This window comes from Pseudomonas syringae pv. tagetis, assembly GCF_022557255.1.
Taxonomy (GTDB): domain Bacteria; phylum Pseudomonadota; class Gammaproteobacteria; order Pseudomonadales; family Pseudomonadaceae; genus Aquipseudomonas; species Aquipseudomonas caricapapayae.
This window is the reverse complement of record NZ_CP092923.1, coordinates 2,040,492-2,066,312: the sequence shown is the minus strand read 5'-3', so window position 1 is coordinate 2,066,312 and position 25,821 is coordinate 2,040,492. Positions and strand designations below refer to the sequence as shown.

Sequence of the window (25,821 nt, the reverse complement as noted above, 5' to 3'; positions counted from 1 at the left end):
CGTCGGGTTTTTTATGCCCGACGCATCGCGGCCCCTCAGACCAGCACCGCCCCCAGTGCGTTCACGAGTTGCGCCAGCGCCTGCGACTCACCTTCAAGACGGACCTTCAGCCCTTCGATTTCCCGACGTGGCGGGTAATGTTTGCGCAGTGCATCGAAGGCCAGACGCTGACTGGCAGTATCGCCGGTCAGGCTGCGACGAAAATCCGCATCGTCACGGCGCGGGTCATACACACCTCGGCATAACATGTTCAACGCCCAGACGGGATCACAGGCAGCATCAAGGCTGACCTGCGCCAGCCAGGGTTTCGGCAGCAGATCGTCCAGTTTTATCACCGCAGGCTGATCAAGAAAGGCGCACAGCGCCTGATAGATCTGCGCAGTGCCTCGCTGCCTGCCATCCAGGCTGTAGCCGGCGATGTGCGGCGTACCGAGAACACACAGGTCGGCCAGCGGAACGTTGACCTGCGGCTCGCCTTCCCACACGTCCAGCACGGCCTGAAGGTCTTCTCGCTCAAGCAGCACGTCGTGCAACGCTGCGTTGTCGACCACCGCACCGCGGCTCGCGTTGATCAGCCAGGCACCCTGCCTGAGCTGACGCAAGCGGGCTTCGTCGAACAGGTGCCAGGTCGGCAACAAGCCGGTTTTGCTCAATGGCGTGTGCAGGCTGATGACATCACAGCGCTGCATGATCTCGTCAAGGCTGACGAAGTCACCGCCCTCGGCAGACTCACGTGGCGGGTCGCAGACCAGCACGTTCCAGCCCAGTGCTTTCAACACCGTGACCAGACGCCCACCCACCTGCCCCGCACCGACCACACCGTAAGTGCGCTGCGTGAGATCCGCACCTTCGATTTCCGCCAGGGTCAGCAGGCTGCCGAGCACGTAATCCACCACTCCGCGGGCATTGCAGCCCGGTGCACTGGCCCACTGGATACCGGCTTGCTGAAGCCAGTCCAGGTCCAGATGATCGGTGCCGATGGTGCAGGTTCCGACAAAGCGCACCGGGCTGCCTTCAAGCATCTCGCGGGTCACCGGTGTCACGGAACGCACCAGCAGAATGTCGGCATCGGCCACCGCAGCGCGATCCATGGCGCGCCCTGGCAAGCGGTGAATTTCACCGAAACGGGCAAAAAAAGCGTCGAGCAGGGGGATATTTTCGTCGGCAACAATGCGCATGAAAGGCTCTCAGGGTCTGGCGAACAGGGACCGGTCCCCATTGGGAACAGGCGCGTCGTGAACCGGCGCGGGTTGCAGCGATGTGACAATCAATCAGGCTTTTTACGGATCCAGTACAGGAACGTGCCCTCTTCTGCCCGTTCCGCCACCAGCTCGTGCCCAAGGAAGACACAGAATTTCGGAATATCACGACGAGTGGAAGGATCGGTCGCGATCACTTTGAGCAGCCCGCCCGCAGGCAGATCACGCACCTTTTGATGCAGCATCATCACCGGTTCCGGGCAAAACAGCCCGACAGCGTCCAGGACGGCGTCGACGGTGAGGTTTTCAGTGGGCTCAGACATGGGGCACTCCAGAGACGGGTGACGATTGTCGCTCAATTCAGTCGATCAGGCCAAACACTGATCGTTACCGAGCCGCGATGTTCGACCATTCAACGCGCGGGGTCATCCGTTCCTGACTGTTGCGTCTCCAGCCCTGAATGCTCAAGGACGACCAGCCAACCGTCAGACAGAAAAATGCCAGGCACATGGCCTGGCATCGATCATCACTCAGGCAATCGTCAGAACGGCAGTTTCATGCCCGGTGGCAGTTGCATGCCTGCGGTCATGGAAGCGGTCTTGTCCTGGCTGGCCTGCTCGATCTTGCGCACGGCGTCGTTGACTGCGGCGGCGATCAGGTCTTCCAGCACTTCCTTGTCTTCCTGCATCAGACTGTCATCCAGGTTAATGCGCTTGACGTCATGACGGCCAGTCATCACGACGCTCACCAGACCGGCACCCGATTGACCGGTGACTTCCGCGTTGGCCAGTTCTTCCTGCATCTTGGCCATTTTTTCCTGCATTTGCTGCGCCTGCTTCATCAGGCCAGCCATGCCACCTTTCATCATGGGATATCTCCTCGAAAATGGATGGTTCGTTTGCGTAGCGCCAATGGCGCCCTGTCTTCAGTTATTGAGCCTGCACCGCAGGCGCGTCCACGGGTTTGATCGTGTCTTCCCGGATTACCGCGCCGAACTGTTGCAGCATCTGCTGGATATACGGATCGGCCTGAATCGAGGCTTCGGCCTGGCGCTGACGCTCGGCACGCAACCGTGAAGCAGCCTGGGCCGGGGTTTCCTGCTCAGGCTTGATCAGTTCGATACTCAGATTGATCGTGCGTCCGTGGTACTGGTTCAACGCATCGTTCAAACGGCGCTGCTGGGTCGAGTTGAACAGCGCACTGTGTGCCGGGTCCAGGTGCAGCAGCCAGTCATCGCCATTGACTGCCATCAAGGTGCAATTGGCCGCAATGCTGCCGGTCATGCCGGAGATCGGCAGTTTGGGGAAGACTTCCAGCCAATCGGCAGCAAGGCCGGTGGCCGGTCTGGCGGCCGGAGCAGGTTCCGGCTCGACCGCCTCAAGCTCGACGACGCTCTCGTGTGCCAGTTCGTCCAGATAGCTGTAGGACGCCGGGTCTATGTCGATATCCGGCTCGACATAATCGTCGTCCGCCGGCGGCTCGTCATCACGCCCCATGGGGCCGGAATCAGAAGACATGGAATCCGTGTGCATGGACAGATACGCGGAATCCGGGATGGCTTCGAGCATCGCCGGGCTGACCTGCTGCACGGCAACCGGTTCCGGTTCTGGCTCCGCAGGCTCGGCCTCCGGTGCGGCTGGCACCGGGCTGGCGGGCGCGGGCGTCGGCATGGGCGTGAGGTCTGGCTGCTCGGAGACAGTCTCCAGCACCGGCTCTGCAAGGGGTTCTGTATCACGTGCAGATTCGGTGGTTTTTTCGGTAATCGATGGCTTCGGCTCATTCCACGGCAGATCGATGTCTTCGACCGGCTCAGGCCGGGCTTCTGACTTGGCTTGCGACGGTGCAGCAGCCGACTGTATCGGAGCGGCTGCAGGCGGCAGTGCCTCGAAGGCCGGATCGGGCGCAGCCATTACCGGCGCCACTGAAACGGCGGGCGCTACCGATGCAACAGGTGTTGCATCGACCACTGCCTTTCGGGAATCAACCGTGGCCTGGCTGATCCCCACCGGCTTTAGCGCCTGCCTCGGCGCGTCATCGCTGTCGGCGGGGCGGAACGCCAGCATCCGCAACAGAACCATCTCGAACCCGCCACGCGGATCCGGGGCCAGCGGCAGGTCACGGCGACCAATCAGGCCCATCTGGTAGTAAAACTGTACGTCTTCGGCGGGCAAGGCCTGGGCCAACGCCAATACCCGGTCACGATCGCCATGACCGTTGTCGACACCTTCCGGCAACGCTTGGGCAATCGCCACGCGGTGCAGGACATTAAGGATTTCCGAGAGCACGCCATTCCAGTCAGGCCCCTGCTCGGCCAGATGGCGTACGGCCTCCAGCACGCCGCGAGCATCGCCTTCCAGCAATGCAGTCAGCACATCGAATACCTGGCCGTGATCGAGCGTGCCGAGCATGGCGCGCACATCGGCAGCCATGACCTTGCCTTCACCGAAGGCAATGGCCTGATCGGTCAGGCTCATTGCATCACGCATCGAACCGTCAGCGGCACGCCCAAGCAGCCATAGCGCGTCGTCTTCGAACGGTACGTTCTCGACGCCCAGCACGTGGGTCAGGTGTTCGACCACGCGTTCGGGTGTCATGTTTTTCAGCGAGAACTGCAGGCAGCGGGACAGAATGGTCGCGGGCAGCTTCTGCGGGTCAGTGGTGGCGAGAATGAACTTGACGTAGGGCGGAGGCTCTTCAAGCGTCTTGAGCAAGGCGTTGAACGAGTGGCTGGACAGCATGTGCACTTCGTCGATCAGGTAGACCTTGAAGCGCCCGCGACTCGGTGCGTACTGCACGTTATCCAGCAGTTCGCGCGTGTCTTCGACCTTGGTCCGGCTGGCGGCGTCGATTTCGATCAGGTCGACGAAACGGCCCTCGTCGATCTCTCTGCACACCGAGCAAGTGCCACAGGGCGTGGAGGTAATCCCGGTTTCGCAGTTCAGGCACTTGGCGATGATCCGCGCGATAGTGGTCTTGCCGACGCCCCGCGTGCCGGTGAACAGATAGGCGTGGTGCAGGCGCTGGCTGTCCAGCGCGTTGATCAGGGCCTTCAACACATGAGCCTGGCCGACCATTTCGCGGAACGAGCGCGGACGCCATTTACGTGCAAGAACCTGATAACTCATTTAAAACCGTCGCAACTGGTAAGCGGAAGACCGCCAATGCTAGCCGAGCAGGGGCAAAATTGCATCTGGTGTCCGTCTCTATTGTGGCTAAGCTGTGCAAATGAATCTGTTGACGCGCTTTATCCAGGCTTTTGCGACACTACGGCTGCCTCACGCAGCCGTGGCGTGCATGCTCTTGATATCGACGCCAACCGTCGAAGCGGCCAAGGGTTCCCTGGACTTTGCGGTCAACGAAGGCTGGACCATGCCGATGATGCACATCACCGACTTTCGACCCGAATCCGGCATTCTATTCGACATCATGCAAAACCTTGCGCACCACATAGGCCTCGAAGCCCGCTACCACGTGATGCCGCGCCTGCGTATCCAGTCGGCGCTCGAACGCGGTGAAGTGGACATGCACTGCTACAGCGCCCAGGCGTGGTATCCCGACCTGTCCGGTGATTACCTCTGGAGCCTGCCGATTCTCTATCAGCGCGACTGGCTGGTCGCTTCCGCGGAAACGGCTGCCGGCCCATACCCCGAGCAGTTCGACAATGAGACCGTCGGCACGGTACTGGGCTACAACTACCCTGCTCTGCAGCATCTGTTCGACAACCATCAACTGATACGCGAAGACGCACGCACGCAGAACCAGACACTCGGCAAGCTGATGGCTGGACGCTACAACTACGCCGTGACCAACCAGTTGATCCTTGAATGGACCAATCGAAACCTGCCTGTGGGCAAGAAGCTCAAGCCTATATCACTGGTCGCCGAGCAGCCTGCGGCCTGTCTGGTACGCAACAACCCTGAACTTCCGGTGAGTAAAATTTTGCGCACATTGGTGCAAATGCGTCTGTCAGGTGAAATTCAGCAAATCATCGACCACTACACCGCGCCCATTACTCCGTGACCCTCCACTTGTGGTGTAGCAATAGCGTCATATTCCGCCGCTACCCTCCCTTGAAATCTTTGGTAATACATTAACCAGCGCGAGTATTTGGCGATGAGCGACAGACCAGACGACGAAGACACCAATAACAACCCCAGCCGCCGTCGTTTCCTGGGCGGGATGGCTGCCCTGGGTGCAGGCGTCACGATGAGCAGCTACGTTTCGGCCCACGAAAAACCGCCTGCCGACAACGAAAGGCACCATCATCTTGCCGGACCGGCGCTGGACCGAGCTCTGCGCGAAAATGTGAAGACCATTGTGGTGATCTACGCCGAGAACCGCAGCTTCAACAACCTGTTCGGCGATTTCCCCGGGGTCGAAAAGCCACTCTCGTCGCTCAGGCCTTCCGAGTACGAGCAGCGCGACCGCGACGGCACGCTGTTGTCAAAACTGCCGCCAGCCTGGGGCGGCGTGCTGCAGGTCGGGCCACAAACGGTTGACGGCGTAACCTACCCGGTCGGCGAACAGTTCCAGAAAGACCTGCCCAACGCGCCCTTCCCGCTCAAGGGGCCAAACGGCGAAGACCTGCCGCTGAGCCTGGTGACTCGCGACCTGTGGCATGTCTTTTATCAGAACCAGATGCAGATCAACGACGGCCGGAATGATCGATTCGTGGCATGGGCCGACGCTGGTGGCCTGACCATGGGTAACTACGCACAGACTCAGTATTCGCTGCGCCTGTGGGACGTCGCCACAGAGTTCGTGCTGTGCGACAACTTCTTTCAGGGTGCATTTGGCGGCTCGTTCCTCAACCACCAGTACCTGATTTCCGCCACCGCCCCTATCTACCCCAACGCGGCCGAATCACCGGCGAAATCCCAGATCGCAACCCTGCAGAGCTTCAACCCGCAGGATCCGCGCCTCAAGCCTCTCGACAAGTCGCCTGCCAGTGCGATGGAAGGGCCACCACAGTTCGGCCCCAGCGCCATCACCCCGGATAACTACGCCGTCAACACCATGGCTCCGCCTTACTGGCCCACCTGGCTGCGCGACCCGCAGAACCCCGATTACTCGAAACCGGATCTGCCTAACGTGCTGGTGCCGCAAAGCCACGAGCACATCGGTGACAAGCTGTCGAAAAGAAATGTCGACTGGGCATGGTACGCCGGTGCCTGGCAAGTCACGCTGGACGAGTTCAAGGATTCCACCGGTATCCCGAAGATCCCTAACTTTCAATACCACCACCAGCCGTTCAACTACTTCAAGCAGCAAGGCCCGCAGAACCCTGAAGAACGCAAAAAGCGCCTGCGTGACGGCGGTCTGGGTGACGAGTCAAGCACCAACCGCTTCCTCGCCGATGCCGAAGCAGGCAAATTGCCCGCCGTGACCTTCTATAAACCCCAGGGCAACCTGAACATGCACGCCGGTTACGCAGACGTGGCGGCGGGCGACCGGCATATCGACCGGGTGATCAAGGTGCTGCGCAAGAGCCCACAGTGGGACAACATGGTAATTGTGGTCACCGTGGACGAGAACGGTGGCTGGTGGGACCACGTCGCGCCCCCCAAAGGGGACCGTTTCGGCCCTGGCACGCGCATTCCGGCATTGGTAATTTCGCCGTTCGCACGCAAGGGCAAGGTGGACCATACCGTTTATGACACGGCCTCGATCCTGCGCCTGATTACCCGCGTGCATGGCCTGGAAAAGCTCGACGGACTGAAACGCCGCGACGACGCTATGGTTGCGCGCGGACAGGTGCCCATGGGCGACCTGACCAACGCACTGCACTTCCCCGCCTGAGACTGCTTCAGGTACTCGCGTCGGCTGCTTCCAGTGCAGTCGGACGTGAGGTTTTCACCGGTGGCAGGGACGCCACATACACCGTGCGAGACGGGAACGCAAAGCGCACATCCAGCTCGGCGAACGCCTCCATGATCTTCAGATTGATCGCCTGCTGCACATCCATGTAGACGTTGTAGCTGGGGTCGAGAACGATGAAGACGGTCTCGAATTCCAGCGACGTCTCGCCAAAACCGCGAAAATGCGAGCGGTCGAAACGTGCCAGCTCCTGCGCATTGATGATCGCCTCGACCTTTTTTGGCACTTCCCGTATCTGATCGACAGAGCAGTCGTACGTAAGCCGGAATTCGAAGACAATGCGCCGCTCCTGCAGGCGTTTGTAGTTCTGGATCGTATTGTTGATCATGTCGGCGTTGGCCATCACGATCTGCTCGCCGCCCAGGCTGCGGATGCGCGTGGTCTTCAGGCCGACATGCTCGACCGTACCTGACAGCGCACCGACGACGATAAAATCTCCGACCTCGAAAGGCTTGTCCACGGCGATGGACAGCGAGGCAAATACATCCCCGAGAATATTCTGCACCGCCAGCGCAACCGCGATACCTCCCACCCCGAGGCTGGCGACAAACGCGGTGATGTTGACCCCGACGTTAGACAGCATCGCCATCACCACCGTGGCCCACAGCAATACTTTCGCGCCCCACAGGCTCAACGTGGCCAGCGCACTGCCCTGAAAGGTGCCGTTGGCATTATGGCGAATAAAGTAGCGTTGCAATGCCAGCGCAATCGCGCGGTTCGCCCACAACCCGACCTGCAAGGCGGCAACCACGAACCATAGACTGCTGACCCGCCCGAGCCAGCGATCCGGCAGATCGAGCATGCCGACCCCGATGAGAATCGAGGCCAGCAGCAACAATGTATTACTGGTACCCGACAGCACCTGTACCACGATGTATCGCATATGAGTTGTGGGTGCATCCGCTCGCGAACGCATCTTTCTGAGCACGAATCCGATCACGCCTCTGACCAGGATAAAACTCAGGGTCGACGCGACGATGGCGAGTATCCAGTTAGCGAGCGAAATGCCCAGAAATTGCGAGTCTGTGAAAAATCTGATGATGTCCTGTTCCATCCGGCCCCCGGCTCCACTGCTGCGAGACGCCTGACCGAAAAGCCTGTGACACCCGCAGCGACCTGAATTGCCCCTTGCCGTAAAACGGTTTCAAGCGACGCGTAAGGGGTTAGGGGATGTGTGGGAGTGAGGGTTCAGTTTGATTTGGCTGCTGGCAGGACACTGGAAATCACACCACGGCCTCTCCTGATTGCCGAGCTGGCCGGCATGGAACCATTCTTCTACTCATCGCCACTCAAAAGCCTGCCGTGGCGGAGCCAGAACAACACTCGCCCAACTGGCCACAAGGCTACCCATGGTTAAAGATCACATCACCCCAGAGGAAATATTCATGACCTTTAGCATCCGTGGCGGAGCCGGACCATCGACGTATTACACCCAACCCCAGCCCTTTGATGAGTTGAAGCTGGAACCCGAGAAAATTCAGCAAAAGACTGCAAAGCTCAAAGAGGAAGGATATTTCAGCGTTCGCATGTCGGAGCACACAAAAAGCTATTTGCTTGAGCAAAGCCGTCTCAGTAACCCTGCCTGGCGAAACGAAACCGTCGGTAAAGTCGTTGACCTGCGGACGACCGAGCATGAGCGCTCGGTAACGGCAGCCGCAAAAGACATCGCAGCCTCGCTCACGGGAAGAAAACAACAATTACGCCCCCACGAATTTCAACTGCGGCGCGCCGACAATCCGCGCTCGGAGCAATGGCATCAAGACAGAGCACCGATGAAGGTCATTTGCATCTCAGCGATAGAGGGCCGCGGCACAGAGTTCGTCACGTCGCCGGAGTCAAAAGCCGTGTTTACGAACGGGGAATATGCAGAAATGAACCCTGTGAGCGCTGAGGTGGTCGCACAAAAGACCAAAGAAGCCAAGCAAGACCGCTTCTATTTCTTTGCTGGCAAAGGCATTACCGAAGAAAGCATTCCTAAACTGGTGCATCGCTCACCGAGTGAGACCGGCAGGTCCATATTCATGGCGCGATGGAAGTAAGGCAGTCCACACAGGATTAACCGCCGGGCCAGAGACATCCGGCGGTTTCATCTCCGTGCCGGGCAGACTGTTTTTACAGACGCACGAAGTTCTCGCCAGCGCAGGGCGCAGTCGAAACAGGAACAGGCTGTTGTTTTTACGAGCAGTCCCGTTTAAGAAAGGACCTTGATATAGGTGGTGCCCCCACCAGCCACACCCCGGCACACAATGTTCCCGCTGTGGCTGCTCCCTTCCGGGCCTGACCAGGTTAACGGGTAATCGTTGCGGGGGGACCGATGGGGTCACCATAACGACGCTCACCAGTTGGCGAGCCGCGCCATTGTACCGGTCTGGCGCGAGTTTACAACCGTTGCTTCGGATAAAAATTTCGAGGAGGCTCAAGCACTTGTGTGCCGGGGCTGAAAGGCAAATGCGCATCGGTCATCGGTGGCGGAAATCCTAGAAACCCCCTCGTTCGATCCTGTACCCTGCCCGCCTTACCAATAATCAGCCGGCAGGTTGCTCATGCAGACTCGATTGGTCGACTACCACGACCTCAGCGCCCCTCAACGCCAGCAGCTCGGACACCTTGAGGTCACGCAGGAACAGACACAGTTCTCCGGCGACATTTACACTGCCCTCAACACCCTTTTGGTCAACCCCAATCCGAATGTCTGCGGTTTTGTACTGTTGGGTGATGACAGGCCTGTAGGGTTTTTCCTGCTCAAACGTGGGGACTGCCTGCCGCATTGGGCACAGGAGGATGGTTCGGCGACACTGCATGCCTTGCAGATCGATCATCGTGAACAGGGCAAGGGGCTGGGCAAGGCTTGCCTGCAGTCACTGCCGGCAGCGCTGCGCCTGAAATGGCCGGACATCAACCAATTGATGCTGTCGGTGGATGCAGACAACTCGGCTGCGATTGGGCTGTATGCAGGCCAGGGCTGGATCGATACCGGTGAAGCGTATCGCGGACGGATCGGTTTCGAGCGCAGGCTGGCCCTGAAGCTGTAAGCCTGTACGTGAGCAGACACCTGACACGCCGCTGTGCGCATTGTGTCAGGCAGCGTCTGCATTACTGGGCCTGCAACACCTCGTCAGCCTTGCCACCGGCATCCTGAATCACCAGATGGATGAAGTGCAGTTTGGCGATCACCGCAGGAGGCAGCACGAACGGATAGAAGTCCGGTTGCCCCATACTGCGTGACAGCTCGTTGAGCATGCTGGCCAGTTCGATCCAGGCGTTGACGAACGATAGGAACGCCGGACCACCGGGGTGCTGCGGGTCGTAGAGCACTTCCAGCGGAAACGGCTGATAATCGAGTTCCATATCCCGAGCGCTCATGCCAAAACCCAGCGCAGTATCGACCGCATCCATCATGTGCAGGTAGTGAGCCCAGGTTTCGGCCCAGTCTTCCCACGGGTGCATGGTGGCGTAGGCACTGACGAAGCTTTCCTGCCAGTGGTCCGGCGCGCCGTTCTTGTAGTGGTGATCGAGTGCATCGGCGTAACTGGCGCGCTCGTCGCCGAACAGATTGCGGCAGGCGTCCTGCCAATGGGTATTGGCAATAAGCCGATCCCAATAGTAATGGCCGACTTCATGCCGGAAGTGGCCAAGCAAGGTGCGGTAGGGTTCGTGCAGTTGCACACGCATTGCTTCGCGGTGTGCGTCGTCGGCTTCTTCGATGTTCAGGGTGATCAGGCCATTGGCGTGGCCTGTGGTCGGTAAATTGCCTTCCATATCGACACCGACAAAATCGAAGGCCAGGCCGGTTTCTTCGCCGACCGACTTGGGGATGACTTGCAGCCCCAGAGAAATCAGCTGCGCGACCAGACGCCGTTTGGCGGTCTCGACCTTGCGCCAGCGCTCACCGTTTTCGGCGATAGACAGATCGGGAATGGTGCGATTGAGGCTACACGCAACGCAGAACTCACTGGCGTTGTGCTCCGGAAACAGCCAGTTGCAGGCTGCCGGGGTATCGAGATTGGCGCAACGCCGGTACAGACCGGCACCCGGCTCATCGCTCAAACGCCAGATAGTGGGCTCAGGCCCCGCCTCAAGCGTAGCGATGCGCCCTTGCTCGGGCAGATAGCCCAACGCCGCCGAGCAGGCCAGACATTGGGTATTGGGGAAAAACACCGACTGGCCGCAGGTGCACTGCCAGACCTTGCTGTTACGTTTGGATTCGCCGACAAATGGGGCGGTAATGCGTGAACTCAATTGCTCGAAAAAGCGATACATGGCGATCTCCCGTTGGCCTTGCATGGACTAGATCATGCCGACGCTTCAGGGGTTCAAAATATTATCGAGCAGCGGGGACGGATAGCATCGACGGCGTTTGCGTGGGCGAAAACGGTGCGCCGCACGCTGGTTGGGATGATCGTTCCGCACGCTCCAGCGCAGAAATGCAGTGCGTGACGCTCCACGTCACAGATCTACGCCGCAGCATCACGCTCGATATCGGACGCAGAGTGTCCAGAACGGCATACGACGCGGAGCGTCGCACGATAATCAGGGCATACGGAGCGCAGGCCCTCCTCAATCAACCGCCACGCCCAGCTCGGCCAGGCGTTTGAACAGCGCATCTTCGTCCAGCACGGTCAGGCCCAGCTCGTTGGCCTTGGCCAGTTTCGAGCCGGCACCCGGCCCTGCAACCACGGTGTGGGTCTTGGCCGATACCGAGCCCGACACCTTGGCACCCAGGCTTTCGAGTTTTTCCTTGGCGACATCACGACTCATGCGCTCCAGCGAACCGGTCAGCACCCAGGTCTGCCCGGCCAGTGGCAAGCCTTCGACGGTTTTTTTCTCACTGCGCCAGTGCATGCCGAAGTCCTTGAGCTGTGCTTCGATAGCGCGGGCGCGCTCGGCGTGCGTGCTGTCGTCGAAGAAATCACGTACCGACTTTGCCTGTTTCTCCGGCAGCGCCTGGCGCATGTCCAGCCAGTCGGCGCTGATGACGGCCTCCAGCGTGCCAAACCTGTCCGCCAGTTTCTGCGCAGCGCCCGGCCCTACCGACGGAATGTGCAATTTGTCGATCAGCCCTTGCAGGGTGGTGCTGGCAGCAAACTCAGCCCCCAGCTCACCCTGATCCTGCAATTGCAGACCACATTCGCCCAGCAGCGCATCGATGACGTTACGGTTGTGCTCGTCTTCAAAAAAGCTGTGAATCTCGTAAGCGACTTCCAGGCCCACATCCGGCAGGTATGTCAACACCTCCGGCAGCGCCTGTTTGACTCGGTCCAGCGAGGCCAGCGAACGCGCCAGCACCTTGGCCGTTTCTTCTCCCACATCAGGAATACCCAAGGCATAGATGAAGCGCGCCAGGGTCGGCTGGCGGCTATCGGCTATCGCCTTGAGCAGCTTGTTGCTGGAGATTTCGGCAAAGCCTTCCAGGTCGATGATCTGCTCGTATTTCAGTTTGTACAGATCGGCGGGCGAACCGATGAGTTTTTCATCGACCAATTGCTCGATGGTCTTGTCACCCAGCCCGTCGATGTCCATGGCGCGACGCGACACATAATGGATGATCGCCTGCTTGAGTTGCGCGCCACAGGCCAGACGCCCGACGCAGCGGTACACCGCCCCTTCGGATACGGTTTCCTTGCCCTTGCTGCGTTTGATCAACTGCGTGCGCTCGACATGCGAGCCGCAGACCGGACAGGTCTGTGGGACCTGGACCGGCCTGGCGCTCTCGGGACGGCGCTCGGTGACAACCTGCACCACCTGCGGAATCACGTCACCGGCGCGGCGGATAATCACCGTATCGCCGATCATAAGGCCGAGCCGCGCCACTTCATCCATGTTGTGCAGCGTAGCGTTGGCGACCATGACGCCCGCCACCTTGACCGGCTTGAGACGCGCGACCGGTGTCACAGCGCCGGTACGGCCGACCTGGAATTCGACATCCAGCAGCTCGGTCAGCTCTTCCATGGCCGGGAATTTGTGGGCGATCGCCCAGCGCGGCTCACGGGCGCGGAAGCCCAGTTCGCGTTGCGCAGCCAGGTTATTGACCTTGAACACCACGCCGTCGATCTCGTAGCTCAGTGTCAGGCGCCGCTCGCCGATGTCATGGTAATAGGCCAGACACTCGTCGACGCCATCAGCCAGTTTCAACTCGCGACTGACCGGCATTCCCCATTTTTTCAGTGTTTCAAGTACGCCGATGTGAGTATCGGCGATTTCTGCCGACGTCTGGCCCAGGCCGTAACAGCAGAACTCCAGCGGACGATTGGCGGTGATTTTCGAATCCAGCTGGCGCAGGCTGCCCGCTGCCGCATTGCGCGGGTTGGCGAAGGTTTTGCCGCCGATTTCCAGCTGGCTGGCGTTGAGGCGTTCGAAACCCGCCTTGGACATGAACACTTCGCCACGCACTTCCAGCACATCCGGCCAGCCCTTGCCCTTCAGCTTGAGCGGGATATTGCGCACGGTGCGCACATTGACACTGATGTCTTCGCCCGTAGCCCCGTCCCCGCGTGTCGCACCGCGCACCAGCGCACCGTCGCGATACAACAGACTGACGGCCAGACCATCGAGCTTGGGCTCGCAGCTGTACTGCACCTTGCTGCCTTCACCCAACAGGTCCCCGGCCGGCAGGTCCAGGCCCTCGGTTACCCGGCGGTCAAACTCGAGCATGTCGTTTTCTTCGAAAGCGTTGCCCAGGCTGAGCATCGGCATTTCGTGACGCACCTGCGTAAACGCCGACAAGGCGGCACTACCGACCCGCTGTGTCGGTGAATCGGGGGTCACCAGGTGCGGGTTTTCTGCCTCAAGGGCCTTGAGTTCGTGAAACAGGCGGTCGTACTCGACATCCGGAATGCTTGGCTCATCCAGAACGTGGTAGCGATAGTTATGCTCATCCAGTTCTGCACGCAGTTCCAGGATTCGGGTTTCAACGGCCTTCATACGGTGTTCTCTCAAAAAGCAAAAGAGCAGCCGGGGCTGCTCATCTGTTGGTTCTGTTCTGTTGCGGCCCCGCCCCACTGAAAAGCACGCCAGAGCGCGCTTTTCGTCGGGTATCTGCGCAAGAAAGCGCTTAACCGCGACGCTGGGTCAACGCACGGCGCTCGAATTCAACGATGCGCTGGCGGTAGTGCTCGATCGTCTGTGCGGTCATGACACTGCGCTGGTCATCCTTCAGTTCGCCATCAAGCTCGTGGGCCAGCTTGCGGGCTGCGGCAACCATCACGTCAAATGCCTGCTTGGGATGACGAGGGCCTGGCAAACCAAGGAAGAAGCTGACTGCACGAGTGCTGAAATGGTCGATGTCGTCCAGGTCGAACACACCGGGCTTGACCGCATTGGCCATCGAAAACAGCACTTCGCCGTTGCCTGCCATGCTTTCGTGACGGTGGAAAATATCCATCTCGCCAAAACGCAGGCCGCTTTCCAGAATGTTCTGCAGCAGTGCCGGGCCCTTGAAACCGCCTTCGCTGCGCGAGATCACGCTGATGACCAGTACTTCCTCGACCGGAGGCAGGTCCTTGTCTTCAGTAATGCGCTGGGCAGGCTTGTCGTCCGGGAAATCGTCGTCACGCGCGGTGAACAGGCTCGGCCCGTCCAGGTCCAGATTCAGATCACCCTGCTGCGGTTCGTCCTTGCGCTTCTTGTCACTGCTGCCGCGTTTATCGCTGTTGCTGCGCTTGCCTTCACGCGGGCTCGCACTCATCGACGGCAGATCGTGCTCGTCGAGCTGCGGCTCCTTGTGAGTATCCAGCACACGGGGAGGCCCGAGCACTTCGGCGGTCGTGGCTTCCTCCTCATCCGGAAGATTGGAGAAGCTTCGATCCAGCCTGAATTTCAATTTACCCTTGCTGCCGCGCATACGGCGCCAGCCATCAAAGAGAATACCGGCAATAACTATTATGCCGATGACGATCAGCCACTCGCGCAGACCGATTTCCATGTAATCCAGTGCCTCTAATGAAGAAATCTGAAAATAAGGGCCTAAACCCCTTTAATACGTGGTGCCAAGTCCATGTTCTGACTGGCAATTTGCCCACGCGAAAATAAAAAGTGGTCACTAAACTAGCACGACCAAAGGTAACTTTACACCGTCTGTTACGTCTCTTCGCCGCCCAAAGTGCCATCTATTGCACAACCGTCACATTTTCAGGTCCTTGCGCAGCGATTTCCCCGGTCGATCAAGCGGTCAATCAGGCATCCACCAGCGCCATCGCCTGCTCTACATCCACCGCTACCAGCCGCGAACAGCCGGGCTCGTGCATCGTTACACCCATCAATTGATCAGCCATTTCCATGGCGATCTTGTTGTGGGTGATGTAGATGAACTGAACAGTTTGTGACATTTCTTTCACCAAACGTGCATAGCGGCCCACGTTGGCGTCATCCAGCGGCGCATCCACCTCGTCAAGCATGCAAAACGGCGCAGGATTGAGTTTGAAAATGGCAAAAACCAGCGCCAGTGCAGTCAAGGCTTTTTCACCGCCCGACAGCAGATGAATGGTGCTGTTCTTCTTGCCGGGAGGACGCGCCATGATTGTCACCCCTGTATCGAGTAAATCTTCGCCCGTCAGTTCCAAATAAGCAGAGCCACCACCGAAAACTTTTGGGAAAAGTGCCTGAATTCCGCTATTTATCTGATCGAAGGTATCTTTGAAGCGGTTCCGGGTTTCCTTGTCGATCTTGCGAATGACGTTTTCCAGCGTGTCGAGCGCTTCTACCAGATCCGCATCCTGCGCATCCAGATAGCGTTTGCGCTCGGATTGCTGCTGGTACTCGTCGATGGCGGCGAGGTTGATTGCCCCGAGACGCTGAATACGCCCGGCGATGCTTTCCAGTTGCTGTTCGGCAGCCTGTTCGCTGGCCTCCGGTGTCAGCGTGGCGAGCACGCCATGCAGATCGTAGCCGTCTTCATGCAACTGATCCTGGAGAGCCTTGCGACGCACGGTCAGCGCCTGCCATTCAAGGCGCTGCTGCTCTAGCTGGCCGCGCAACAACTGCGATTGCTGCTCGGCCTGAGTGCGGCGTTTTTCGGCTTCACGCAATTCGCGGTCAGCGTCTTCGAGCGCGTTCTTGGCGATGCGCATTTCGTCATCGACCACCATGCGCCGCTCAAGCAATTCTTCGAGCTTGAGGCGCAACTCTTCAAGGGGGGCCTCGCCCTCCTCCAGGTTCAGGCTCAGTTGCTCGCGCTTCTCGGTAAGCCTTTCGGACTGCATGCGCAGGCGTTCCAGGGCCTGACGCGTCGAATCGTACTGCGCCTTGAGCGACCCCAGGCGTACCGCCAGCTGATGGCTGTGGTCCTTGTGCTGACGCGCATCCTGGCGCACTCGGTCCAGACGCTCGCGCAGCGCATCGCGTTGGGCCTGGAGCACCTCACGCTGCTCGGTATCCTGCGCCATCGCATCCAGTGCATCCTGCAACTGCAGGCGCGATTCGCCGAGGTGCTCGTGCTCGACAGCACGTTGTTCGCCCAGCTCGGCCAGCTCTTCGTCCAGACGGGAGCGACGCAGGGTCAACTGCTCGACCTTTACCTTGACGGCCGACAACTGCGCCTTCAGCTCACTTTGCTGGCGGGTTTCGTCCTGCACACGACGGCGCAGTTGTTCGCGAGCGTCTTCCTGCTGCGACTGTTGCTCACGCAAAACCAGCAACTGCTCTTCAAGTGTGGCCAGCGTCGCTTCGCGTTCATCACGTTCCAACCCCAGCCGTTGCAACTCCTGCCCGCGGGCCAGCACGCCGCTCTGCGCTTCGCTGGCGCGTCGTACGCGCAGAAAGTGCGGCCCTACCCAGTAACCGTCACGACTGACAAGGCTTTGCCCGGCACCGAGTTGCTTGCGTCGTGCCAGCGCCTCGTCCAGGTCCCCGACCGGAATCACCTGACCGAGCCAGGCCGACAGATCAACCGGACTGTCCACCTTCTCCAGCAGGCTGCCCGGCATCCGCACAGTGTCGGTACCGGTGCTCAACAGGCGCAGGTCGCCTTGCTGGAAGTTCGCCAGATCGAGCCCGTCGAAGTCATCCACCAGTACGGCCTGCAAATCCGCGCCAAGCACAGTCTCCACCGCCAGTTCCCAGCCCGCTTCGACATTCAGTCCTTCGGCCAGCCGCGGGCGCTCGGCCAATTGCTGATCGCGCAGCCATTCGGCAGTGCCGGTGTCAGGGTCGAGTGCGGCCTGTTGCAACGCTTCCAGGGAGGCCAGCCGGCCATTGAGACGTTGCAGCTCGCCTTGCGCCTGCTGTTGCGCCTGACTGGAGTGTTGCAGCGCATCACGCAATTGCTCCAGCCGCTCGACCGCCTGTTCTTCACCCAGATGCAGCTCTTCGAGGGTCATGTCACGGGCGGCAAGGTCTTCACCAAGCTCCAGAATGGCCGCATCTTCGGGGTCGGCGGCCAGCAACTGACGCTCTTCGGCCAGCCGCCGCTGACGCTCGGCCAGTCGTTCAATGCTCTGTTCCAGTTGCTGAATGCGCGACTGCTGGACCTGCGCCTGACGCTGCGGCTCGGCAGATTGCTGATTGAAGACGTCCCACTTCTCTTGCCAGCCCTGCATGGCCGCTTCGGCGTCCTCCAGTGCAACGGCCGACTCCTCGGCGGCCGCGCTGGTCATTTCCTGCTCGGGCTCAAGCATTTCCAGCTCTTCGCCGAGGGTAGCGAGTAGCGTGGTGTCGTGGCCAAGGTGAGATTCGGTTTCCTGGCGGGCGCGTTCGGCTTCGCGCAGGTCGTCCTGCAACTGGCGCAGGCGCTGCTGGCCGTGCTGAATGCTTTGCTCGACGCGGGCGATGTCGCCGCCTACCGAGTAGAAGCGGCCCTGCACCAGATTGAAGCGTTCGGACAGATCGTGATGCCCGTCGCGCAGCCTCTCGATACTGGCATCGGCGCTGCGCTGATCTGCCACCAGCGCCTCGAAACCGACTTCCTGATTGCCGATCACGGCCTCGCGCTGACCCACCAGATCATTCAAGGCCTGCCAGCGCAGTGCCGACAGTTGCGCCTTCAACTGCCGTTCTTCGGCTTTGTATTCCTGATACTTCTCGGCGGCCTGAGCCTGCCGGTGCAGACGCTCCAGCTGACGCTCGAGTTCTTCGCGCAAGTCAGTCAGACGTGCCAGATTTTCGTGGGTGCGGCGAATACGGTTTTCGGTTTCCCGACGCCGCTCCTTGTACTTGGAGATCCCGGCGGCTTCTTCGATAAAGTTGCGCAGGTCTTCAGGCTTGGCTTCGATCAGCTTGGAGATCATGCCCTGCTCGATGATCGAGTAGCTGCGCGGCCCCAGGCCGGTGCCGAGGAAGATATCGGTGATATCGCGACGGCGGCATTTGGTGCCGTTGAGGTAGTAGCTGTTCTGGCTGTCGCGCGTCACTTTGCGGCGAATCGAGATTTCCGCATAAGCCGCGTACTCGCCGACCAGAGTGCCATCGGAGTTGTCGAAGACCAGCTCGATACTCGCCTGACTGACCGGTTTGCGGCTGGTGGAGCCGTTGAAGATGACGTCGGTCATCGACTCGCCGCGCAGGTTCTTGGCCGAGCTTTCGCCCATGACCCAGCGTACCGCATCGATGATGTTGGATTTGCCACAGCCGTTGGGACCGACGACGGCCGCCATGTTACTGGGGAAGTTCACCGTGGTGGGGTCGACGAAAGATTTGAACCCCGCCAGCTTGATGCACTTCAGGCGCATGCGGTCAGCCCGCTGCCAAAGCGGACAGCACAAGCTGACAGCTGCGCTGACAGTAGCTGACCAGCACAACGCGAGTCTTCTGCAGATCACGCGCGATCACGGCGGCAAGCAGATCGCCGAACAACGTCAGGTAATCGCTCATCTCTGCCTTGCGCTGTTCAAGCGCCAGGAAATAGCTACGACTCATGGAGGGCTGCAGGTTCTCGACGGTTTCTTCAAGGTACGGGTTATTGGCGAACGGGTAGGCCGCGCGCATCACATTGAAGCTCTCTTCGACAAAGGCCTTGGCGTCCTGCTGCTCGAAACTGGCCTGCAGACGCTGCTGGATCTGCACGAACGGCGCGAGATCCGCCTCGGTCTTCCAGCGTTCGACCACCGCATTGGCCAGCAGAATATACAGCTCGCTCATCAGGCTGCACAGACTGGTCACGTTATGCGCATTGAGCAACGTAACCTGTGCGCCCCGACGCGGCAGGATCACCACCAGATGGCGGCGTTCCAGAATCAATAATGCTTCGCGCACGGAACCACGGCTGACGTTCAACGCCTGCGTGACTTTCTGCTCCTGGATACGCTCTCCAGGCTTGAGCTCACCGCGAATGATCCGCTCGGCAAGATGATGAGCGATTTGCTCAGCGAGGCTGTCCGGGGCCTTGAACGTCATGACTATCCTTCAAAAAAACCAGTTCTGCATGCAAGCCGCGGAGTGTATCGCAACCGGCACGGATGGCGCAGGGCCATAAACGCGGAAACTGGCACGAAATACGCAAAACCTTGAATTCACCCGTATGGGCGATCCAGGGACCAGGGGTCTTTGATCGGCAGATTGCTGAAAAACTCAATTTCCTGACTCTCAAGTCAGAAAAAAATTGACCCAATAAGCAGAGCTGATAGATTCATCGACATGTCTGATGACAATAAATGTGAGGGATTTGCGCCGTGATTCAGTTCCTTTTGAACCAAGAGCTAAAAACCGAGCGCAGCCTGAATCCGAATATGACCGTGCTGACCTACCTGCGTGAGCAGGCACACAAGCCCGGTACCAAGGAAGGTTGCGCCAGCGGTGACTGTGGTGCCTGCACCGTCGTCGTCGGCGAGTTGCACAATGACGCTACCGGGAAGCAGACGCTGCGTTATCGCAGCCTCAATTCCTGCCTGACCTTCATGGCTTCCCTGCACGGCAAGCAATTGATCAGCGTCGAGGACCTCAAGCATCAGGGCCAGTTGCACAGTGTGCAAAAGGCGATGGTCGAGTGTCACGGCTCGCAATGTGGCTTCTGTACGCCCGGCTTTGTCATGTCGCTGTTTGCCCTGCAAAAGAACAGCAGCGACGCCGACGCGCATCAAACCCATGAAGCCCTTGCGGGCAATCTGTGCCGCTGCACCGGTTACCGCCCTATTCTGGCTGCTGCCGAGCAGTCTTGCCGTCAGCGCCTGCCCGATCAGTTCGATCTGCGTCAGGCTCAGACCGTCGAGCGGCTGCGGGCAATTGCTCCACACACACCAGGCGAGCTGAGTGACGGTGAAAAAAGCTGTTTCATTCCGCTGACGGTGGTTGATCTGGCGGACCTGTATGGCAGGTATCCGCAGGCCCGCTTGCTGGCCGGCGGCACCGATCTGGCGCTGGAAGTCACCCAGTTTCACAAGCCGCTGTCCGTTATGATTTACGTCGGCCACATCGACGAGATGAAGGGCGTGGCCCGTTTCGACGACCGTCTGGAGATCGGTGCGGCAACCCCGTTGACCGATTGCTACGCAGCGCTAAACGCCGAATACCCGGACTTCGGCGAGTTATTGCAGCGCTTCGCCTCGCTGCAGATCCGCAACCAGGGCACGCTGGGGGGCAATATCGGCAACGCTTCCCCCATCGGCGACTCCCCGCCTCTGCTGATCGCCCTTGGTGCGCAGATCGTGCTGCGCAAGGGCAACCGCCAGCGCACCCTGGCGCTGGAAGACTATTTCATCGATTACAAAGTCACGGCCCGTCAGGAAAGCGAGTTCATCGAAAAGATCATCGTACCCACTGCCGACCCTCGGCAGGCCTTTCGGGCCTATAAAATCTCCAAACGGCTGGATGACGATATCTCGGCGGTTTGTGCGGCTTTTCGCCTGAGAATGGAAGACGGCGTGATCCGCGAGGCGCGCATAGCGTTCGGTGGCATGGCGGCGATTCCCAAGCGCGCAACGGCCTGCGAAAAGGCCTTGATCGGGCAGTCATGGAGCCACGCAACCGTGGAGCAGGCTTGCACCGCTTTGAGCGAAGATTTCACACCGCTGTCGGACTTCCGTGCCAGCAAGGAGTACCGCCTGTTGAGCGCACAGAACCTGCTGCGCAAGTATTTCATCGAACTGCAGACGCCTGCCGTTGCAACGCGGGTGACTGACTATGTCTGAACATTCCCCATCCATGACCCAGGCCGAAATGCTTGCCGTGTTTCAGCAAGGTCTGAGCACTGGCGTTGGCCGCAGCGTCAAGCACGACAGCGCTGACAAGCACGTATCCGGCGAGGCGGTGTATATCGATGACCGCCTGGAGTTTCCCAATCAGTTGCATGTGTACGCACGTCTGTCCGACCGTGCCCACGCGCGAATCATCAGCATTGACACCACACCCTGCCATGCTTTCGACGGCGTACGCATTGCGATTACCCATGAGGATATTCCAGGACTGAAAGACATCGGTCCGCTGCTGCCCGGCGACCCGCTGCTGGCCATCGACACGGTTGAATTCGTCGGTCAGCCGGTGCTCGCCGTGGCCGCGCGTGATCTGGATGTCGCACGACAGGCGGCAATGGCAGCGATCATCGAATACGAAGACCTGGAGCCGGTGCTGGATGTGGTTCAGGCGATGCGGCAGAAACACTTCGTGCTCGACAGCCACACGCACAAGCGTGGTGATTCAGCGGCGGCTCTGCAAAGTGCTACCCACCGCTTGCAGGGCAATCTGCACATCGGCGGCCAGGAACATTTTTATCTGGAAACGCAGATATCCTCGGTGATGCCGACCGAAGACGGCGGCATGATCGTCTATTGCTCGACCCAGAACCCCACGGAAATCCAGAAGCTGGTGGCCGAGGTACTGGGCGTGCCGATGAACCGGATCGTGGTCGACATGCGCCGCATGGGCGGCGGTTTTGGCGGCAAGGAGACCCAGGCGGCCAGCCCGGCATGCCTGTGTGCCGTTATTGCCCGACTCACCGGCCAGCCCACCAAGATGCGCCTGCAACGCTTCGAAGACATGCAGATGACCGGCAAACGCCACCCGTTCTACATCGAGTACGACGTGGGCTTCGACGACGACGGTCGCTTGCAGGGCATACAGCTGGATCTGGCCGGCAACTGTGGCTATTCGCCGGACCTCTCGGCGTCCATCGTCGACCGCGCCATGTTCCACGCTGACAACGCCTATTATCTGGGCGAAGCCACCGTCAACGGCCATCGCTGCAAGACACACACGGCTTCCAACACGGCCTACCGGGGCTTTGGCGGCCCGCAAGGCATGGTCGCCATCGAAGAGGTCATGGACTGCATCGCTCGCTTCCTCGGCAAAGACCCGCTGGCAGTGCGCAAAGCCAACTATTACGGCAAGACCGAGCGTAACGTCACGCACTATTACCAGACAGTCGAACACAACCTGCTGGAAGAGATGACCGCCGACCTGGAGCAGAGCAGCCAGTATGCCGAACGCCGCGAAGCCATCCGTGCGTTCAACGCGAGCAGCCCGATTCTGAAAAAGGGCCTGGCACTCACGCCGGTCAAATTCGGCATATCCTTTACCGCCAGCTTCCTCAATCAGGCAGGGGCGCTGATCCACATCTACACCGACGGCAGCATCCACTTGAACCACGGCGGCACCGAGATGGGCCAGGGTTTGAACACCAAAGTCGCGCAGGTCGTGGCCGAAGTGTTTCAGGTGGACATCGACCGTATCCAGATCACTGCCACCAACACCGACAAGGTGCCGAACACCTCGCCCACGGCGGCCTCCAGCGGCACCGACCTGAACGGCAAGGCCGCCCAGAATGCCGCCGAAATCCTCAAGCAGCGGCTGGTGGAGTTTGCCGCCCGGCACTATCAGGTGGCGCAAACAGACGTCGAGTTCCGTAACGGTCACGTGCGGATCGGCGACAGGTTTCTGCCTTTCGCCGAGTTGGCACAACTGGCGTGGGTGGGGCAGGTGTCACTGTCCAGCACGGGTTATTACAAGACGCCGAAGATCTTCTACGACCGCAATCAGGCGCGTGGCCGACCGTTCTATTACTACGCGTTTGGCGCGGCCTGCGTCGAGGTCATCGTCGATACCCTGACAGGCGAATACAAAATGTTGCGTACTGACATCCTGCACGATGTCGGTGCCTCGCTGAACCCGGCCATCGACATCGGTCAGGTCGAAGGCGGCTACATTCAGGGCGCAGGCTGGTTGACCACCGAGGAACTGGTATGGAACGACAAGGGCAAACTGATGACCAGTGGTCCGGCGTCCTACAAGATCCCGGCGGTGGCAGACATGCCGCTCGATATGCGCATCAAGCTGGTGGAAAACCGCAAGAACCCGGAAGACACCGTGTTCCACTCCAAGGCTGTGGGCGAGCCGCCGTTCATGCTCGGCATCGCCGCGTGGTGCGCCATCAAGGATGCCGTGGCGAGCCTGGGTGACTACCGTCATCAGCCCGATATCGACGCCCCGGCGACACCGGAAAAAGTGTTGTGGGGTTGTGAGCAGATGCGTCGGAACAGCGCTGCGCGTTGCGCATCAAGCGCGCGCGCCGAGCCGGTTGTAGTTGCACTTCCCACTGTGGGAGCGGGCTTGCTCGCGAAGGCGTCCGTTGGCAACGATGCCGACAGGGAGCAGAAATGAACAACTGGATCAGCGCCCTGGCCGAGCTACAGGCCCGTGGAGAACCCGGCATCCTGGTGACCATTATCGAGGAACTGGGCTCGACGCCGCGCAACGCCGGCTCAAAGATGGTGGTCTGTGCCGAACGCATCCATGACACCATCGGCGGCGGCCATCTGGAATACAAAGCAATGGAAATCGCCCGCGAGATGCTTGCCAGCGGCTCCCGGCAGACGCGGCTGGAGCGCTTCAACCTGGGCGCGAGTCTGGGCCAGTGCTGCGGCGGCGTGAATGTGCTGCTGTTCGAACCGATGGGCGAGCCTGTCGCACAGATCGCGGTGTTCGGTGCCGGTCATGTCGGTCGTGCGCTGGTGCCGCTGCTGGCCAGCCTGCCCTGCCGGGTGCGCTGGATCGACGGCCGTGACAATGAATTCCCAGAGTCGATGCCCGAGGGCGTGTTGAAAGTCGTCACTGACGAGCCGGTCGACGAAGTCGCGCAACTGTCCGTCGGCACTTATTGCATCGTCATGACCCACAACCATCAACTTGATCTGGAACTGACCGCCGCCATCCTCAAGCGTGGCGACTTCGGCTATTTCGGGCTGATCGGCTCGAAAACCAAACGCGTCAAGTTCGAACACCGCTTGCTGGAACGCGGTTTCGACGCCAGCCTGCTGCAACGCATGCGCTGCCCGATGGGGCTGGCAGAAGTCAAAGGCAAGCTGCCTATCGAAATCGCAGTGTCCATCGCAGCCGAAATAATCGCCACTTACAATGTCAGTTTTGGCCAGCACAGTGCCAATGCCGAACCTATCGCCAGACTGCTGCCCGCATCGCGCCGCAGCCAGTCGCAATGGCCGCAGTCAGTCCCAACGAGAGTCCCATGAGTTCAGTTTCCCGCCGTACAGCCTACCGCGCCGCCATCGTTCATAGCATCGCCGACCCCGCCGAGCAGGAGGTCGATGCTTCTTATGAGTACTTTGCCGACGGCCTGCTGCTGATCGAGGGCGGCAAAATCATTTCGGTGGGCCCTGCTGCCGATCTGCTCGGCAGCCTCGACAACGACGTCGAGCTGATCGAGTATCCAGGCGCCCTGATCACCCCAGGCTTCATTGACACCCATATCCACTTGCCGCAGACCGGCATGATCGGTGCCTACGGCGAACAGCTGCTGGACTGGCTCAACACTTACACCTTCCCCTGCGAAAGCCAGTTCGCCGACCCTGAGCATTCGGCGCAAGTGGCGGACATCTTCATCAAGGAGCTGTTGCGCAACGGTACGACCACAGCACTGGTCTTCGGCAGTGTGCATAAAGAGTCGGTCGAAGCTTTTTTCAGTGCGGCGCAGGCGCTTGATCTGCGCATGATCGCCGGCAAGGTGCTGATGGACCGCAACGCGCCGGATTATCTGGTCGACACGCCGGAGTCCGGCTATGCCGACAGCAAGGCGCTGATCGAGCGCTGGCATGGCAAGGGCCGCTTGAGTTACGCCGTAACGCCACGTTTTGCACCGACCAGCAGCCCGGCACAGCTGCGCCTCGCCGGGCAACTGCTCACCGAATACCCTGGCCTGTACATGCAGACCCACCTTAGCGAAAACCTTCAGGAGATCGAGTGGGTCAAGGGGTTGTTCCCGGAGCGCGAGCACTACCTGGACGTCTACGATCACTTCAACCTGCTCGGCGAGCGCTCGGTATTCGCCCATGGCGTGCACCTGTGCGACGAGCAATGTGCGCGACTGGCGCAGACCGGCTCGGCGATTGCCTTCTGCCCGACGTCCAACCTGTTTCTGGGCAGCGGCCTGTTCAACCTGCCGATGGCCGAAAAGCACCAGATCAATGTCGGCCTGGGCACCGACGTAGGCGGCGGCACCAGTTTTTCGATCCTGCAAACCTTGAACGAAGCCTACAAGGTCATGCAAATGCAGGGGGCGCGGCTCAGCCCGTTCAAGTCACTGTATCTGGCGACATTGGGGGGTGCACGGGCACTGCGGCTGGAAGACAAGGTCGGCAGCCTCAAGCCTGGCAACGAGGCTGACTTTCTAGTGCTGGACTACAACGCCACCCCGCTGCTGTCGTACCGATTGAAGCAGGCCAAGGGCATCGAAGAAATCCTGTTTGTGCTGATGACGATCGGCGATGACCGGACCGTAAAACAAACCTGGTCCGGTGGACGGCTTGTGCATGAGCGTGGTTGAACCTGGTCTTCTGCACAGCTCTCGACCCTCACGTTCCAGCCTGGGGATGCA

General features: G+C 59.9%; 18 protein-coding genes and 1 other RNA gene. 8 read left to right on the top strand and 11 right to left on the bottom strand.

What is annotated here, in order from left to right; all coding sequences use genetic code 11:
- Window positions 1-35: 35 nt before the first annotated feature.
- From pdxB to dnaX, 4 genes are all read right to left on the bottom strand, one after another.
- A complete protein-coding gene (gene pdxB, locus MME58_RS09330) occupies window positions 36-1,178 on the bottom strand; it encodes a 4-phosphoerythronate dehydrogenase PdxB (RefSeq protein ID WP_055006226.1) in 1,143 nt (380 codons plus the stop codon).
- Between the two features lie 89 nt (window positions 1,179-1,267).
- Entirely contained in the window at window positions 1,268-1,522 is a 255-nt protein-coding gene (tusA, locus tag MME58_RS09325; RefSeq protein WP_055006227.1) for a sulfurtransferase TusA, read from the bottom strand.
- Between the two features lie 218 nt (window positions 1,523-1,740).
- Window positions 1,741-2,067, bottom strand: coding sequence for a YbaB/EbfC family nucleoid-associated protein (locus MME58_RS09320; RefSeq protein ID WP_002552818.1), 327 nt, complete (start codon window positions 2,065-2,067; stop codon window positions 1,741-1,743).
- Window positions 2,068-2,128: 61 nt separating this feature from the next.
- Window positions 2,129-4,324, bottom strand: coding sequence for a DNA polymerase III subunit gamma/tau (dnaX, locus tag MME58_RS09315; RefSeq protein WP_055006228.1), 2,196 nt, complete (start codon window positions 4,322-4,324; stop codon window positions 2,129-2,131).
- A gap of 100 nt (window positions 4,325-4,424) precedes the next feature.
- Here dnaX and MME58_RS09310 point away from each other — a divergent pair, with 100 nt between their 5' ends.
- Both MME58_RS09310 and MME58_RS09305 read left to right on the top strand, forming a co-directional pair.
- Window positions 4,425-5,219, top strand: coding sequence for a substrate-binding periplasmic protein (locus MME58_RS09310; protein ID WP_055006229.1), 795 nt, complete (start codon window positions 4,425-4,427; stop codon window positions 5,217-5,219).
- 93 nt (window positions 5,220-5,312) lie between these two features.
- Window positions 5,313-6,998, top strand: coding sequence for an acid phosphatase (locus MME58_RS09305; RefSeq protein WP_055006230.1), 1,686 nt, complete (start codon window positions 5,313-5,315; stop codon window positions 6,996-6,998).
- Between the two features lie 7 nt (window positions 6,999-7,005).
- Here MME58_RS09305 and MME58_RS09300 read toward each other — a convergent pair whose 3' ends face one another.
- A complete protein-coding gene (locus tag MME58_RS09300; protein WP_054985242.1) occupies window positions 7,006-8,130 on the bottom strand; it encodes a mechanosensitive ion channel family protein in 1,125 nt (374 codons plus the stop codon).
- 331 nt (window positions 8,131-8,461) lie between these two features.
- Between MME58_RS09300 and MME58_RS09295 the strand changes: the two genes are divergently transcribed.
- Window positions 8,462-9,115, top strand: coding sequence for a DUF1826 domain-containing protein (locus MME58_RS09295; protein ID WP_055006249.1), 654 nt, complete (start codon window positions 8,462-8,464; stop codon window positions 9,113-9,115).
- A 181-nt stretch (window positions 9,116-9,296) separates the two neighbouring features.
- Here the strand turns inward: MME58_RS09295 and ffs are convergent.
- Window positions 9,297-9,393: signal recognition particle sRNA small type (ffs, locus tag MME58_RS09290), an RNA gene on the bottom strand.
- A gap of 226 nt (window positions 9,394-9,619) precedes the next feature.
- On the opposite strand from ffs, the gene MME58_RS09285 reads away from it, so the two are divergent.
- Window positions 9,620-10,108: a GNAT family N-acetyltransferase gene (locus MME58_RS09285; RefSeq protein WP_054985243.1), complete on the top strand. Its 489-nt coding sequence runs from the start codon at window positions 9,620-9,622 to the stop codon at window positions 10,106-10,108.
- Between the two features lie 61 nt (window positions 10,109-10,169).
- On the opposite strand, the gene MME58_RS09280 is transcribed toward MME58_RS09285, so the two are convergent.
- The 5 genes from MME58_RS09280 to MME58_RS09260 all read right to left on the bottom strand — a co-directional run bounded on the left by MME58_RS09280 (window position 10,170) and on the right by MME58_RS09260 (window position 19,400).
- Complete coding sequence (locus MME58_RS09280; RefSeq protein WP_055006250.1) at window positions 10,170-11,336, bottom strand: zinc-binding metallopeptidase family protein; 1,167 nt, start codon at window positions 11,334-11,336, stop codon at window positions 10,170-10,172.
- 297 nt (window positions 11,337-11,633) lie between these two features.
- Entirely contained in the window at window positions 11,634-13,997 is a 2,364-nt protein-coding gene (ligA, locus tag MME58_RS09275) for an NAD-dependent DNA ligase LigA (protein WP_055006231.1), read from the bottom strand.
- Between the two features lie 130 nt (window positions 13,998-14,127).
- Window positions 14,128-14,997: a cell division protein ZipA gene (gene zipA / locus MME58_RS09270; protein WP_054985245.1), complete on the bottom strand. Its 870-nt coding sequence runs from the start codon at window positions 14,995-14,997 to the stop codon at window positions 14,128-14,130.
- Between the two features lie 250 nt (window positions 14,998-15,247).
- The gene (gene smc, locus MME58_RS09265; RefSeq protein WP_055006232.1) at window positions 15,248-18,736 is read right to left on the bottom strand and encodes a chromosome segregation protein SMC; all 3,489 of its coding nucleotides are present in this window, start codon (window positions 18,734-18,736) and stop codon (window positions 15,248-15,250) included.
- A gap of 4 nt (window positions 18,737-18,740) precedes the next feature.
- Complete coding sequence (locus tag MME58_RS09260) at window positions 18,741-19,400, bottom strand: GntR family transcriptional regulator (RefSeq protein ID WP_055006233.1); 660 nt, start codon at window positions 19,398-19,400, stop codon at window positions 18,741-18,743.
- Window positions 19,401-19,675: 275 nt separating this feature from the next.
- Here MME58_RS09260 and xdhA point away from each other — a divergent pair, with 275 nt between their 5' ends.
- The 4 genes from xdhA to guaD are packed head-to-tail and all read left to right on the top strand — an operon-like array spanning window position 19,676 to window position 25,770.
- Entirely contained in the window at window positions 19,676-21,130 is a 1,455-nt protein-coding gene (xdhA, locus tag MME58_RS09255; RefSeq protein WP_055006234.1) for a xanthine dehydrogenase small subunit, read from the top strand.
- Complete coding sequence (xdhB, locus tag MME58_RS09250; protein ID WP_055006235.1) at window positions 21,123-23,594, top strand: xanthine dehydrogenase molybdopterin binding subunit; 2,472 nt, start codon at window positions 21,123-21,125, stop codon at window positions 23,592-23,594. Before xdhA ends, xdhB begins: the two co-directional genes overlap by 8 nt.
- Complete coding sequence (gene xdhC / locus MME58_RS09245) at window positions 23,591-24,460, top strand: xanthine dehydrogenase accessory protein XdhC (RefSeq protein ID WP_055006236.1); 870 nt, start codon at window positions 23,591-23,593, stop codon at window positions 24,458-24,460. Before xdhB ends, xdhC begins: the two co-directional genes overlap by 4 nt.
- A complete protein-coding gene (guaD, locus tag MME58_RS09240) occupies window positions 24,457-25,770 on the top strand; it encodes a guanine deaminase (RefSeq protein WP_054988470.1) in 1,314 nt (437 codons plus the stop codon). Before xdhC ends, guaD begins: the two co-directional genes overlap by 4 nt.
- Window positions 25,771-25,821 lie beyond the last annotated feature (51 nt).

Bases quoted from the DNA above. Each gene is read 5' to 3' on its own strand.
- MME58_RS09310 (WP_055006229.1), top strand. From the start codon at position 4,425: ATGAATCTGTTGACGCGCTTTATCCAGGCTTTTGCGACACTACGGCTG.
- smc (WP_055006232.1), bottom strand. From the start codon at position 18,736: ATGCGCCTGAAGTGCATCAAGCTGGCGGGGTTCAAATCTTTCGTCGAC.
- MME58_RS09280 (WP_055006250.1), bottom strand. From the start codon at position 11,336: ATGTATCGCTTTTTCGAGCAATTGAGTTCACGCATTACCGCCCCATTT.
- dnaX (WP_055006228.1), bottom strand. From the start codon at position 4,324: ATGAGTTATCAGGTTCTTGCACGTAAATGGCGTCCGCGCTCGTTCCGC.
- ligA (WP_055006231.1), bottom strand. From the start codon at position 13,997: ATGAAGGCCGTTGAAACCCGAATCCTGGAACTGCGTGCAGAACTGGAT.
- zipA (WP_054985245.1), bottom strand. From the start codon at position 14,997: ATGGAAATCGGTCTGCGCGAGTGGCTGATCGTCATCGGCATAATAGTT.
- xdhB (WP_055006235.1), top strand. From the start codon at position 21,123: ATGTCTGAACATTCCCCATCCATGACCCAGGCCGAAATGCTTGCCGTG.
- MME58_RS09300 (WP_054985242.1), bottom strand. From the start codon at position 8,130: ATGGAACAGGACATCATCAGATTTTTCACAGACTCGCAATTTCTGGGC.
- tusA (WP_055006227.1), bottom strand. From the start codon at position 1,522: ATGTCTGAGCCCACTGAAAACCTCACCGTCGACGCCGTCCTGGACGCT.
- MME58_RS09305 (WP_055006230.1), top strand. From the start codon at position 5,313: ATGAGCGACAGACCAGACGACGAAGACACCAATAACAACCCCAGCCGC.
- xdhC (WP_055006236.1), top strand. From the start codon at position 23,591: ATGAACAACTGGATCAGCGCCCTGGCCGAGCTACAGGCCCGTGGAGAA.
- MME58_RS09260 (WP_055006233.1), bottom strand. From the start codon at position 19,400: ATGACGTTCAAGGCCCCGGACAGCCTCGCTGAGCAAATCGCTCATCAT.
- MME58_RS09320 (WP_002552818.1), bottom strand. From the start codon at position 2,067: ATGATGAAAGGTGGCATGGCTGGCCTGATGAAGCAGGCGCAGCAAATG.
- pdxB (WP_055006226.1), bottom strand. From the start codon at position 1,178: ATGCGCATTGTTGCCGACGAAAATATCCCCCTGCTCGACGCTTTTTTT.
- MME58_RS09295 (WP_055006249.1), top strand. From the start codon at position 8,462: ATGACCTTTAGCATCCGTGGCGGAGCCGGACCATCGACGTATTACACC.
- MME58_RS09285 (WP_054985243.1), top strand. From the start codon at position 9,620: ATGCAGACTCGATTGGTCGACTACCACGACCTCAGCGCCCCTCAACGC.
- guaD (WP_054988470.1), top strand. From the start codon at position 24,457: ATGAGTTCAGTTTCCCGCCGTACAGCCTACCGCGCCGCCATCGTTCAT.